The 13,045-nt window shown below is 69.0% G+C and carries 10 protein-coding genes; 3 read left to right on the forward strand and 7 right to left on the reverse strand.

Annotation, left to right across the window (positions count from 1 at the left end; genetic code table 11):
* Positions 1-10: 10 nt before the first annotated feature.
* The 7 genes from gyrA to dnaA all read right to left on the reverse strand — a co-directional run bounded on the left by gyrA (position 11) and on the right by dnaA (position 11,803).
* On the reverse strand, positions 11-2,608 hold the full coding sequence (gyrA, locus tag AC07F3_RS14225) for a DNA gyrase subunit A (RefSeq protein WP_469839950.1): 2,598 nt from the start codon (positions 2,606-2,608) through the stop codon (positions 11-13).
* 44 nt (positions 2,609-2,652) lie between these two features.
* Positions 2,653-4,716, reverse strand: a complete 2,064-nt coding sequence (gene gyrB, locus AC07F3_RS14230; RefSeq protein WP_479113789.1) for a DNA topoisomerase (ATP-hydrolyzing) subunit B — start codon at positions 4,714-4,716, stop codon at positions 2,653-2,655.
* 476 nt (positions 4,717-5,192) lie between these two features.
* A complete protein-coding gene (locus AC07F3_RS14235; protein ID WP_469839947.1) occupies positions 5,193-5,732 on the reverse strand; it encodes a DciA family protein in 540 nt (179 codons plus the stop codon).
* Positions 5,729-6,850: a DNA replication/repair protein RecF gene (gene recF, locus AC07F3_RS14240; protein WP_479113791.1), complete on the reverse strand. Its 1,122-nt coding sequence runs from the start codon at positions 6,848-6,850 to the stop codon at positions 5,729-5,731. The genes AC07F3_RS14235 and recF overlap by 4 nt, the downstream gene beginning before the upstream one ends.
* A 42-nt stretch (positions 6,851-6,892) precedes the next feature.
* Entirely contained in the window at positions 6,893-7,768 is an 876-nt protein-coding gene (gene gnd, locus AC07F3_RS14245) for a phosphogluconate dehydrogenase (NAD(+)-dependent, decarboxylating) (RefSeq protein WP_479113793.1), read from the reverse strand.
* 131 nt (positions 7,769-7,899) lie between these two features.
* Positions 7,900-9,030, reverse strand: coding sequence for a DNA polymerase III subunit beta (gene dnaN, locus AC07F3_RS14250; protein ID WP_053724723.1), 1,131 nt, complete (start codon positions 9,028-9,030; stop codon positions 7,900-7,902).
* Between the two features lie 964 nt (positions 9,031-9,994).
* Positions 9,995-11,803: a chromosomal replication initiator protein DnaA gene (gene dnaA, locus AC07F3_RS14255; RefSeq protein ID WP_479113795.1), complete on the reverse strand. Its 1,809-nt coding sequence runs from the start codon at positions 11,801-11,803 to the stop codon at positions 9,995-9,997.
* Between the two features lie 381 nt (positions 11,804-12,184).
* Between dnaA and rpmH the strand changes: the two genes are divergently transcribed.
* From rpmH to yidD, 3 genes are read left to right on the forward strand one after another with little or no spacing between them, the layout of a single operon-like run.
* Positions 12,185-12,322, forward strand: coding sequence for a 50S ribosomal protein L34 (gene rpmH, locus AC07F3_RS14260; protein WP_006381191.1), 138 nt, complete (start codon positions 12,185-12,187; stop codon positions 12,320-12,322).
* A gap of 18 nt (positions 12,323-12,340) precedes the next feature.
* Positions 12,341-12,712 carry a ribonuclease P protein component gene (gene rnpA, locus AC07F3_RS14265; RefSeq protein ID WP_479113797.1) on the forward strand — a complete coding sequence of 124 codons (372 nt, stop codon included), beginning with the start codon at positions 12,341-12,343 and terminating at the stop codon, positions 12,710-12,712.
* Positions 12,709-13,044: a membrane protein insertion efficiency factor YidD gene (yidD, locus tag AC07F3_RS14270; protein WP_078966182.1), complete on the forward strand. Its 336-nt coding sequence runs from the start codon at positions 12,709-12,711 to the stop codon at positions 13,042-13,044. Before rnpA ends, yidD begins: the two co-directional genes overlap by 4 nt.
* Position 13,045 lies beyond the last annotated feature (1 nt).

Consider the following 13,045-nt stretch of genomic DNA (forward strand, 5'->3'; position numbering starts at 1 on the left):
CACTCACGCTTTACTCCTCGTGCTCCCCGGCCGAGGGCTGGGCGCCCTCGGCAGCAGCCTCGGCAGTAGCGACCTCGGCGTCGTCGGCCCCGTCGACCTCTTCGGCCTCGCTGCCCGCCTCGGCGTTACGGGCGATACCGACCACGGCATCGCGCTTGCCCAGGTTGATCAGTTGGACGCCCATGGTGTCACGGCCCGTCTCCCTGACCTCGTTGACTCGCGTACGAATCACACCGCCGCCGAGCGTGATGGCGAGGATCTCGTCCGTCTCCTCCACCACCAGCGCGCCGACCAGCGAGCCCCGGTCCTCCACGATCTTGGCGGCCTTGATGCCGAGGCCGCCGCGACCCTGGACGCGGTACTCGTCGACGGGGGTGCGCTTCGCGTACCCGCCATCGGTTGCGGTGAACACGAACGTACCGGGCCGGACGACATTCATCGAGAGCAGTTCGTCTCCCTCGCGGAAACTCATGCCCTTGACGCCGGAGGTGGCGCGGCCCATCGGACGCAGCGCGTCGTCGGTCGCCGTGAAGCGGATGGACTGCGCCTTCTTGCTGACGAGCAGCAGATCGTCCTCGGCCGACACCAGCTCCGCGCCGATCAGTTCGTCGTCGCCGCCGTCCGCGGTCTCGCGCAGATTGATGGCGATGACACCACCCGAACGGGGCGAGTCGTAATCCTTGAGCGGCGTCTTCTTCACCAGACCGGCCTTGGTGGCCAGGATCAGATAGGGCGCCGCGTCGTAGTCGCGGATCGCGAGGATCTGGGCGATCTTCTCGTCCGGCTGGAACGCGAGCAGGTTGGCGACGTGCTGGCCGCGCGCGTCGCGCCCGGCGTCCGGCAGTTCGTACGCCTTGGCCCGGTAGACGCGGCCCTTGTTGGTGAAGAACAGCAGCCAGTGGTGCGTGGTGGAGACGAAGAAGTGGTCGACGATGTCGTCCTGCTTCAGCTTGGTGCCCCGTACGCCCTTGCCGCCGCGCTTCTGCGAGCGGTAGTCCTCGGTCTTGGTGCGCTTGACGTAGCCGCCGTTGGTGATGGTGACGACGATGTCCTCTTCGGCGATCAGGTCCTCGATGGACATGTCGCCGTCGAACGGCACCAGGGCCGAGCGCCGGTCGTCGCCGAACTTGTCGACGATCGCCGCCAGTTCCTCGCTGACGATCATGCGCTGCTTCTCGGGCGAGGCGAGGATCGCGTTGTACTCGTTGATCTTCGCCTGGAGCTCGTCGTGCTCGGCGACGATCTTCTGGCGCTCCAGGGCGGCGAGCCGGCGCAGCTGCATCTCGAGGATGGCGTTGGCCTGGATCTCGTCGATGGAGAGCAGGCCCATCAGGCCCTCGCGCGCGACCTCGACCGTGTCGCTGCGCCGGATCAGCGCGATGACCTCGTCGATCGCGTCGAGCGCCTTGAGCAGGCCGCGCAGGATGTGGGCCCGCTCCTCGGCCTTGCGCAGCCGGAACTTCGTCCGCCGGACGATGACCTCGATCTGGTGCGTCACCCAGTGGCGGATGAACGCGTCGATCGAGAGGGTGCGCGGCACGCCGTCGACCAGCGCCAGCATGTTGGCGCCGAAGTTGGTCTGGAGGTCAGTGTGCTTGTACAGGTTGTTCAGGACGACCTTGGCGACCGCGTCCCGCTTCAGGACGATCACCAGGCGCTGGCCGGTGCGCGAGGACGTCTCGTCCCGCACGTCCGCGATGCCGCCGACCTTGCCGTCCTTGACCAGGTCGGCGATCTTCTGCGCGAGGTTGTCCGGGTTGACCTGGTAGGGCAGCTCCGTGACCACCAGGCACTGGCGGTTCTGGATCTCCTCGACCGCGACGACCGCGCGCATCGTGATGGAGCCGCGCCCGGTGCGGTACGCCTCCTCGATGCCCTTGCGGCCCACGACCAGCGCGCCGGTCGGGAAGTCGGGGCCCTTGATGCGCTCGATCAGCGCGTCCAGGAGCTCCTCGTGCGAGGCCTCCGGGTTCGCCAGGTACCACTGGGCGCCCTCGGCGACCTCGCGCAGGTTGTGCGGCGGGATGTTGGTGGCCATGCCGACCGCGATGCCGGCCGAGCCGTTGACCAGCAGGTTCGGGAAGCGCGCCGGCAGGACCGTCGGCTCCTGGTTGCGGCCGTCGTAGTTGTCCTGGAAGTCGACGGTCTCCTCGTCGATGTCCCGGACCATCTCCATGGCCAGCGGCATCAGCTTGCACTCGGTGTACCGCATCGCGGCGGCCGGGTCGTTGCCCGGGGAGCCGAAGTTGCCGTTCGAGTCGACGAGCGGCATGCGCATCGACCAGTGCTGGGCCAGGCGCACCAGGGCGTCGTAGATCGAGGAGTCGCCGTGCGGGTGGTACGTACCCATGACGTCACCGACGACGCGGGCGCACTTGTAGAAGCCCTTCTCGGGCCGGTACCCGCCGTCGTACATGGCGTACAGGACGCGGCGGTGCACGGGCTTCAGGCCGTCCCGCACGTCCGGCAGCGCACGCGAGACGATGACGGACATCGCGTAGTCGAGGTAGGAGCGCTGCATCTCCGTCTCGAGCCCGACGGGCTCGATGCGCAGGGTGGGCTCTTCCTCGGTGGGTTCAGTGGTCGCGGGAGTGTTCTCGTCGGCCATTGCTGGTTCTCAAGTCCTTTCGAAGCGGTCAGCGGGGGACCGACTCAGATGTCGAGGAAGCGGACGTCCTTGGCGTTGCGCTGGATGAACGAGCGCCGCGCCTCGACGTCCTCGCCCATCAGCACCGAGAACAGGTCGTCGGCCTGGGCCGCGTCGTCGAGCGTGACCTGGCCGAGCACGCGGTGGTCGACGTCCATGGTGGTGACGCGCAGCTCCTCGGCGTTCATCTCGCCCAGACCCTTGAAGCGCTGGATCGAGTCCTCGCGGATCCGCTTGCCGTTCTGCTTGCCGAGCTCCACGAGCGCGTCGCGCTCCCGGTCGGAGTACGCGTACTCGAAGTCGTCCCGGCCCCACTTGATCTTGTAGAGCGGCGGGCGCGACAGGTAGACGTGCCCGGCCTCGACCAGCGGCCGCATGAAGCGGAACAGGAAGGTCAGCAGCAGGGTGTTGATGTGCTGGCCGTCGACGTCGGCGTCCGCCATCAGGATGATCTTGTGATAGCGGAGCTTCTCGATGTCGAAGTCCTCGTGGACCCCGGTGCCGAACGCCGAGATCAGTGCCTGGACCTCGGTGTTCTGAAGGATCTTGTCGATCCGGGCCTTCTCGACGTTCAGGATCTTGCCTCGGATGGGCAGGATCGCCTGGTACATCGGGTTGCGGCCGGACTTCGCCGAACCACCGGCGGAGTCACCCTCGACGATGAAGATCTCGCACTTGGTGGGGTCGTTGGACTGGCAGTCCGAGAGCTTGCCGGGCAGCGACGCCGACTCCAGCAGCCCCTTGCGGCGGGTCAGGTCACGCGCCTTGCGGGCGGCGACGCGGGCCGTCTGCGCCTGGATGGACTTGCGGATGATGTCCGCGGCCTCGTTGGGGTTGCGGTCGAACCAGTCGGTGAGGTGCTCGTGCACCACCTTCTGGACGAACGTCTTCGCCTCGGTGTTGCCCAGCTTGGTCTTGGTCTGACCCTCGAACTGCGGCTCGCCCAGCTTGACGGAGATGATCGCCGTCAGACCCTCGCGGATATCCTCGCCCGAGAGGTTGTCGTCCTTCTCGCGCAGCAGCTTCTTGTCCCGGGCGTACCGGTTGACCAGGCCCGTGAGCGCGGCGCGGAATCCCTCCTCATGCGTACCCCCCTCGTGCGTGTGGATGGTGTTCGCAAAGGAGTAAACGCCCTCGCTGTACTGGGAGTTCCACTGCATCGCGATCTCGGCCGAGAGGAGTCGCTCCTTGTCCTCGGCCTCGATGTCGATCACGGTCGGGTGGATCAGGTCGCCCTTGCGCGAGTTGAGGTACTTCACGAAGTCGACGATGCCGCCCTCGTAGAAGTACTTCACCGTGAGCGGCTGCTGGTCCTCCGACTCGTCCGCGGAGTCCGCGCCCGAGACCGCCTTCGCCGACTCGCGCTCGTCGGTGAGCGTCAGGGTCAGGCCCTTGTTGAGGAAGGCCATCTCCTGGAAGCGCCGCGACAGCGTCTCGAAGGAGTACTCGGTGGTCTCGAAGATGTCGCCGTCGGCCCAGAAGGTGACCGACGTGCCGGTCTCGTCGGTGGCCTCGTGCTGGGCGAGCGGCGCCGTCGGCACGCCCGCCTTGTAGTCCTGCGTCCAGCGGTGGCCGTCGGTCTTGACCTCGACGGCGACCTTCGTCGACAGGGCGTTCACCACGGAGACGCCCACACCGTGCAGACCACCGGAGACGGCGTACCCGCCCCCGCCGAACTTGCCGCCGGCGTGGAGCACGGTCAGCACGACCTCGACGGCCGGCTTCCCCTCGGAGGGGATGATGCCCACGGGGATGCCGCGTCCGTTGTCGATGACGCGCACGCCGCCGTCCGCGAGGATGGTGACGTCGATCGTGTCCGCGTGCCCGGCCAGCGCCTCGTCGACCGAGTTGTCGACGACCTCGTACACGAGGTGATGCAGACCACGCTCACCGGTCGAGCCGATGTACATACCGGGTCGCTTGCGGACCGCGTCCAGACCTTCGAGGACGGTGATCGCGCTGGCGTCGTACGAGGCGGTGACCTCGCCGTTCTCGCCGACGGCAGTGGACGGGGTGTTCTCGTTGGGGTTGCCGGAATCGGCCACGAAGCGCCCTTTCTGGCACAGCACAGCCTTCCCCTGTACAGGCAGGAGCGGCTGCGTCGTTCAGCGATGGTCAGCGTCGGGCGTCGCCCCGGGGGGGGCAGGCGTCCGATCGCCTCTTTCGGTGGGTCCCGCGAGGACGGCGGGATTATTGACCAGTCTACCGGTAGCGCCGACATGAATGGGGGTTTGCCGGTACCTGAGTCCGCATGTGCCGCCCTGAGCGGGCGCCGACCGACTCCCCATATTCGGGGAGGGGCCCCAGGAGCCTCACACGGGCTTTCAGCGCTTCGGCCTGTCAACCTCCGACTACCGTGAGGGACGCCTCAGGTCCCCCAGCAGGTTTCAGAGCCCTCTCGCACCCCGTTTTCGCACGTCACAGGGGGTGCGACAGAGAAGCGTGGGAGAGGCGCGGGCGGCCTCGGCGCCAAGACGCGTCGCCTGGGGGAAGAAGGTGGGAGGGTCCGGTCGCCCGCTTCAGGCCGGAGGCGCGCCGAGGAGACTCATCCGTAGGTGTCGCCGGGCCCGGTGCTCCCGGGCGCGCGCAGCCTGCCGTAGCGCTGCGGAGGGCCGCTCGGCCCGTAGACCTTGATCAGCCGGACCGTGCCGTGGCCCAGGTCCGCGTTGATGCGGGCCACCAGCTGGGGCGCGAGCAGCCGCAGCTGGGTCGCCCAGGACGTCGAGTCGCAGCGCACCACGAGGATCCCCTCGTCCGCGTCGTGCGGACCGGGCACCGTGTGGTTGGCGAGCTCCTCGCCGACGATCTCCGGCCAGCGGCCCAGCACCCCGGCCACGGCGGCCGGCGTCTCCCAGCCCTGCTCGTTGATCAGCCGGTTGATCGCGGCGCCCAGCGGCAGCGGGTCGCGGCCGTCCGCGCGGGCGCCGGAGCGCAGTCCGCCCCGCCGGGCCTGCTTCTTCTGCTGCGCGGCCTCGCCCCGCGCCTTGGCCTGCTCCTTGGCCAGCCGCAGCGCGACCCGCGCGAGGTCCGCCCCGGAGGACTCGGGCACCTTGGGCGGCTCGGCCGGCCCGGACGCCTCGCTCATACCCGCGTCACCTCGCCCGCCGCGACCTCGTACCGGACGCCCGCGAGGATGCCCGGCACGTCGTCGTCCACGGCGGCGGTCACCAGGACCTGCTCGCCCGGAGCCACCAGTTCCGCGAGGCGCTCGCGCCGCTTGGCGTCCAGCTCCGCGAACACGTCGTCGAGCACGAGCACGGGCTCGTTGCCCTCGGCGCGCAGCAGGTCGTACGAGGCGATGCGCAGCGCGAGGGCGTACGACCAGGACTCGCCGTGGCTCGCGTACCCCTTGGCGGGGAGCTCGCCCAGGCGCAGCAGCAGGTCGTCGCGGTGCGGCCCCGCGAGCGTCACCCCGCGCTCGATCTCCTGCTTGCGGACGTCCGCGAAGGCCGCGATGAGCTGGCCGTACAGCTCCTCGCGGGTGTGCCCGGAGCCGGGCGCCGACGGCTTGTACTCAAGCGCCAACGGGCCGCCGCCCGGGGCGAGTTGCTCGTACGCCTTGTCCGCGAGCGGCTGGAGGGCGGCGATCAGGTCGAGGCGCTGGGCGAGGAGCTCGGCACCGGCCTGGGCCAGGTGCTGGTCCCACACGTCGAGCGTGGACAGGTCCATGCCGCGGCCGCCGTGCCGGCGCGCCATCGCGGCGGACTTCAGCAGGGTGTTGCGCTGCTTGAGGACCCGGTCGTAGTCGGACCGCACGGCCGCCATCCGGGGCGAGCGCGCGGTGATCAGCTCGTCGAGGAAGCGGCGCCGCTCGCCGGGGTCGCCCTTGACCAGCGCCAGATCCTCCGGCGCGAACAGGACGGTGCGGACGATCCCCAGCACATCGCGGGGTCTGACCTGCGAGGACCTGTTGATCCGGGCCCGGTTGGCGCGGCCCGGGTTGAGCTCCAACTCGATCAGCTGGGAGCGCTCGCCCTGGGTGACGGCGGCGCGGATGACGGCCCGCTCGGCGCCCATGCGCACCAGCGGCGCGTCCGAGGAGACGCGGTGGCTGCCGAGCGAGGCGAGGTAGCCGACCGCCTCGACGAGGTTGGTCTTGCCCTGCCCGTTGGCCCCCACGAAAGCGGTGACGCCCGGGTCGAGCGGAACCTCGACCCGGGCGTACGAGCGGAAGTCGGCCAGCGAGAGATGCGTGACGTGCATGGTGGCGCCGACCTCCCCCGGCTTGCCTACTGCTCTGTACGGCTACTTGGACTCGACCGCGTGGCCGCCGAACTGGTTGCGCAGCGCGGCGATCATCTTCATCTGCGGGGAGTCGTCCTGACGGGACGCGAAGCGGGCGAACAGCGACGCGGTGATCGCGGGCAGCGGCACGGCGTTGTCGATGGCCGCCTCCACCGTCCACCGGCCCTCGCCGGAGTCCTGCGCGAAACCCTTGAGCTTGTCGAGGTGCTCGTCGTCGTCCAGGGCGTTGACCGCGAGGTCGAGCAGCCAGGAACGGATGACCGTGCCCTCCTGCCAGCTGCGGAACACCTCGCGGACGTCGGTGACCGAGTCGACCTTCTCCAGGAGCTCCCAGCCCTCGGCGTAGGCCTGCATCATGGCGTACTCGATGCCGTTGTGGACCATCTTCGAGAAGTGGCCGGCGCCGACCTTGCCCGCGTGCACCGCGCCGAAGTCGCCCTCGGGCTTCAGCGCGTCGAAGACCGGCTGCACCTTCGCGATGTTCTCGGCGTCGCCGCCGTACATCAGGGCGTAGCCGTTCTCCAGGCCCCAGACGCCGCCGGATACGCCGCAGTCGACGAAGCCGATGCCCTTGATGCCCAGCTCGACGGCGTGCTTCTCGTCGTCGGTCCAGCGCGAGTTGCCGCCGTCCACGACGATGTCGCCGGGCGACAGGAGCTCGGCGAGCTCGTCGATCGTGGACTGCGTCGCGGCACCGGCCGGGACCATCACCCACACCACGCGCGGGCCCTTGAGAGTGTCCACAAGCTCCTTGAGGCTGTGGACATCGGCGACGTCCGGGTTGCGGTCGTAACCGATGACGGTGTGGCCTGCGCGGCGGATGCGCTCGCGCATGTTGCCGCCCATCTTGCCGAGGCCGACGAGACCGAGCTCCATCACAGAATCCTTTGACGTTGTGGCGTTCGTACCCGCGTCCGAGCCTACGCCGGGAGCCCGGTACACACCTGCGGGGTCAGCCGCTCAGACGTACGCCCCGGGAAGCCCCGGGGCGTACGGATTCAGGCCGCTCAGCCGGACAGGCGCACCGGCATGATCAGGTACTTGTACGCGTCGTCCGCCTCGGCGTCCAGGGCGGGCTTGCCGCTGAGTAGCGCCGGCTTGGTCGAGGTGGTGAAGGCGAGCTGGGCGACCGGCGAGTCGATGGCGCTCAGGCCGTCGAGCAGGAAGGTCGGGTTGAAGGCGATCGAGATGTCGTCGCCCTCCAGGTTGGCGTCGACCCTTTCCACAGCCTGTGCGTCGTCGCTCGAACCGGCCTCCAGGATGAGGACGCCCTGCTCGAAGCTGAGCCGCACCGGGGTGTTGCGCTCGGCCACCAGGGAGACGCGCTTGACGGCCTCGACGAACGGGGCGGTCTCGATGACCGCGACCGAGTTGAACTCGGTGGGGAAAAGCGTGCGGTACTTCGGCAGGTCGCCCTCGAGGAGGCGTGTGGTCGTGCGGCGGCCCGCGCCCTCGAAGCCGATCAGGCCCTCACCGGCACCGGAGCCGGACAGCGCCAGGGTGACCGTGTCGCCGCTCGTGAGCGCCTTGGCGGTGTCCAGGAGCGTCTTGGCGGGCACCAGGGCGACCGCGGAGGCCTCCGGGTTCTCCGGCTTCCACAGGAACTCGCGGACCGCGAAGCGGTAGCGGTCGGTGGAGGCCAGCGTGACGGTGTCGCCCTCGATCTCGATGCGCACACCGGTCAGCACGGGCAGCGTGTCGTCGCGGCCGGCCGCGATGGCCACCTGCGCGGCGGCGGAGGCGAAGACCTCACCGGGAACGGTGCCCGTGGCGGTCGGCATCTGCGGCAGCGCCGGGTACTCCTCCACAGGAAGGGTGTGGAGGGTGAAGCGGGAGGAGCCGCAGACCACGGTCGCCCGTACACCGTCTGTGGAAATCTCCACCGGCCGGTTGGGCAGGGCGCGGCAGATGTCGGCGAGCAGGCGGCCGGAGACGAGCACCGTGCCGTCCTCGTCGACCTCGGCGTCCACCGAGACCCGGGCCGAGACCTCGTAGTCGAAGCTGGAGAAGCTGAGCGCGCCGTCCTCCGCCTTCAGAAGAAGGCCCGCGAGTACGGGCGCGGGCGGACGGGCCGGGAGGCTGCGGGCCACCCAGGCCACCGCCTCCGCGAGTACATCGCGCTCCACCCGGATCTTCACCGGAACCGCCTCCTGCTGTTGCTGGCTCGCCCTGCTGGCTTTCGTCGTCGGCTGTATCGCCGGGGACCAGTCTGACGTACGCCGCTGACAGTCGGTGCGCGTCGGGGTCAAGTCGCGTCGAGCGGCGTCGGGAGCTCCGGCGGCCAGTTGTGCACAGGCCCCACTTCCAAACGGATTCCGAGCTAACTCTGAGTGGGAGTAGTAGTAGGGCCTGTGGAAACCGTGGATAACCCTGTTTGCGCAGGTCACACCGGCTTTTTTGTCCACTGCCCCTGTGGGCGGAGCCGGTGGACAACTCACCGTTTCTGTGGACGCCCGAAAGTTCTGCACATCCAATGCACAGGACAGGGGTACTTCTCCCCAACGCTGTCCCCAGCTTTACCCAGGTTCCCCACAGGCCAACCCGTCCCCTTCGTGTGACGCCTTTCACTCGGTCCGGTGAGCGCGGGTGTTTCGTTGCCGAACAGTGGACAGGGCTGTGGAGAAGCTGGGGACAACGGATCGAGGCCTGTGGGCCGCCGGTGGACAACTGAACCCACAGGCTGTGGACAGAGGATTCGTCCACAAGCTGTGGAGCGGCGATGCCCACAAATCCACAGGCGCTTGACCTGGGGTGATGGAGTATCAGCCGCCGTGCCTGTGGAAGCAATCTGGACAACTTCGCGGTCCCCAGGGTGTGGACGGAAGAAAGTCCCCCGATCTGTGGAGAACCGCCTCTGACCAGCCGGTATTCGAACACCGGCGACGCCGCCGGGCTCGTACACACGCTTCCTTCGCCCTCGTACGCACGTATTCCGCAGCGCCACGGGGCCTCGCGGAGGCGGTTCCGGAGGTGTCCTGGAGGCGCGTTTCCTGCGGCCCGGAGCAGGGGTCGGCCGGGCCGTGGAGCGGGGCTCGGGAACGCCGAAGGGCGCCCGGGGGAATCGCTCCCCGGGCGCCCTTCGACGCGTCAGCGCGTGTGCCGTCAGCCGTTCTTGATGCGGTTGGTGAGCTCGGTGACCTGGTTGTAGATGGAGCGCCGCTCGGCCATCAGCGCGCGGATCTTGCGGTCGGCGTGCATCACGGTCGTGTGGTCGCGGCCGCCGAACTGGGCGCCGATCTTGGGCAGTGAGAGGTCCGTGAGCTCCCGGCACAGGTACATGGCGATCTGGCGGGCCGTCACCAGGACCCGGCTGCGCGAGGATCCGCAGAGGTCCTCCACCGTCAGGCCGAAGTAGTCGGCGGTGGCCGCCATGATGGCGCTCGCGGTGATCTCGGGCGCCGCGTCCTCGCCGCCCGGGATCAGGTCCTTGAGCACGATCTCGGTGAGCCCCAGGTCCACCGGCTGCCGGTTCAGCGAGGCGAACGCCGTCACCCGGATCAGCGCGCCCTCCAGCTCGCGGATGTTGCGCGAGATCCGGGACGCGATGAACTCCAGCACCTCCGGCGGAGCGTTGAGCTGCTCCTGCACCGCCTTCTTGCGCAGGATCGCGATACGCGTCTCCAGCTCGGGCGGCTGCACATCGGTGGTCAGGCCCCACTCGAAACGGTTCCGCAGCCGGTCCTCCAGGGTCATCAGCTGCTTGGGCGGCCGGTCCGAGGACAGCACGATCTGCTTGTTGGCGTTGTGGAGCGTGTTGAAGGTGTGGAAGAACTCCTCCTGCGTCGACTCCTTGCTCGCCAGGAACTGGATGTCGTCGACCAGGAGGATGTCGACATCGCGGTAGCGCTTGCGGAAGGTGTCGCCCTTGCCGTCGCGGATCGAGTTGATGAACTCGTTGGTGAACTCCTCGGAGCTCACGTACCGCACCCGCGTGCCGGGGTACAGGCTGCGGGCGTAGTGCCCGATCGCGTGCAGCAGATGGGTCTTGCCGAGGCCCGACTCCCCGTAGATGAAGAGGGGGTTGTACGCCTTGGCCGGCGCCTCGGCGACCGCGACGGCCGCGGCGTGCGCGAAGCGGTTCGACGAACCGATGACGAAGGTGTCGAAGAGGTACTTCGGGTTCAGGCGCGCGTGCGGCTCACCGGGGCCGCCCTGCGCGGGCGCCCCGCCGGACGGCGAGGGCGCGAGGTGGCCGGAGCCGCCGCGCTGCGGAGGCTGGGCGTCCGGCAGCTCGCGCCGCTCGGGCCGCTGCTGCTCGTACGGCTGCGCCTTGGGCTGGTCGTAGGAGGGGCGGCCCTGCTCGTACTGGTTCCGGTCCTGCTCGTACTGGCCGCGCTCGGGCAGCTGCGGGCGGTAGTCGTGCTGGGGCTGCTGCGGGCGGGCGCCGCCGTAGGGCTCGCGCCACTGCTCGCCGGAGGAGTCGCGGTCCTGGAAGCCGCCGAGGCGGGGCTGCTGCCAGAGCTCCTCCTGGGCGCGCGGCCAGGCGCCGGGCTCGGGGCGCTGCTGGTACTCGCCGGGGTAGGCGGGCCGCACGGTCGGCAGGCCGTCGTCGGCGGGCCGGGCGTAGGGGTCGTCCTGGTAGCGCGGCTGCTGCGGCTGCTGGGAGGGCTGCTGCGGGGCGGGCGGGGCGGGCTCGCCCACCGAGTCGTCCACCGTGATCGCGATCCGGATGGTGCGGCCGCACTCCCGGCTGAGGGTCTCGCTGATCAGCGGGGCCAGACGGCCTTCGAGGACCCGCTTGCCCCACTCGTTCGGCACGGCGAGCAGGGCCGTGTCGGCCACCAGCGCGAGCGGCTGGCAGCGCTCGATCCACTGCTTGTCCTTGGGCTCGATGCCCTGCTGCCCCTCTCCGAGGAGATGCTCCAGCACTCGTGGCCACACTGCGGCAAGATCGGCAGGTACGTCAGCCACAGGGCACGCTCTCTCGCAGGTCCCACGAATGTGTGGTTCTCGGGACGGGATGGGATGGCATAGACAGACACGGAAGGACAGATGGGGAAAAGATTCGGAGTTCCGTCACGGTAGTCGGGCCCACTGACGTGGTTCAAGTTGTTGTCCACAGCCTGTGCATACCGGCCCCCGGTGAGACACCGGTTTGACCGGATGGCGTAGCCGCGCGTACCGTAACCAGGTCGAGTTGTCGATGGCTGCTGCCGCCTGCCTCCGATGGGCAAAGATCACGATCTGTGGTCGTGAAGCGGTGCACACGGGCGTATACGCGAGCTACTCGTGGGCGCACGGTGACAGCCAGGCGATGTCCCGCCGCCAACGAATCATTTCTGGAGCCCCCGAGTGAGCAAGCGCACCTTCCAGCCGAACAACCGTCGCCGCGCCAAGACCCACGGCTTCCGCCTGCGGATGCGTACCCGTGCCGGCCGCGCGATTCTCGCGAACCGCCGTGGCAAGGGTCGCGCCAGCCTGTCCGCGTAACAGCTAACAGGTCATGACGTGCTGCCTACCGAGAATCGGCTGAGGCGGCGCGAGGACTTCGCGACCGCGGTACGCCGAGGACGCCGGGCCGGTCGCCCGCTCCTCGTCGTCCATCTACGCAGCGGTACAACGGACCCGCATGCGCCTGGGGAGAGCGCTCCCCCGACGCGTGCGGGTTTCGTTGTCAGCAAGGCCGTCGGCGTGGCTGTCGTCCGCAACCTGGTGAAGCGCAGGCTCCGCCATCTCATGCGCGACCGGCTGCCTCAGTTGCCCGCCGGTAGCCTGGTGGTCGTACGGGCATTGCCCGGTGCGGGCGATGCCGACCATGCACAGCTGGCCCGAGACCTGGATGCCGCCCTCGCGCGGCTACTGGGAGGGGGCGCGCGATGAAGTACCCGCTGCTGGCCCTGATCAAGCTGTACCAGTGGACGATCAGCCCACTCCTCGGGCCCGTCTGCAGGTACTACCCGTCGTGTTCCCACTATGGATATACGGCGATCGACCGGCACGGTGCCGTCAAAGGCACAGCCCTGACCGCCTGGCGCATTCTGCGGTGCAACCCGTGGTCGCCCGGCGGTGTGGACTACGTACCGGAGCGCAAGCGACCTCGATGGCACGAGGCGCTGCGCGCTGCCTGGCGAGGTGACAAGGGCGGGCAGTCCGCCGCTGAGACCGAGACAAGCCCGGCCGCAGAGACCCCGCCCAATGCTCAAGGAGCCTGAT

Source organism: Streptomyces sp. NPDC045846, from assembly GCF_056431605.1.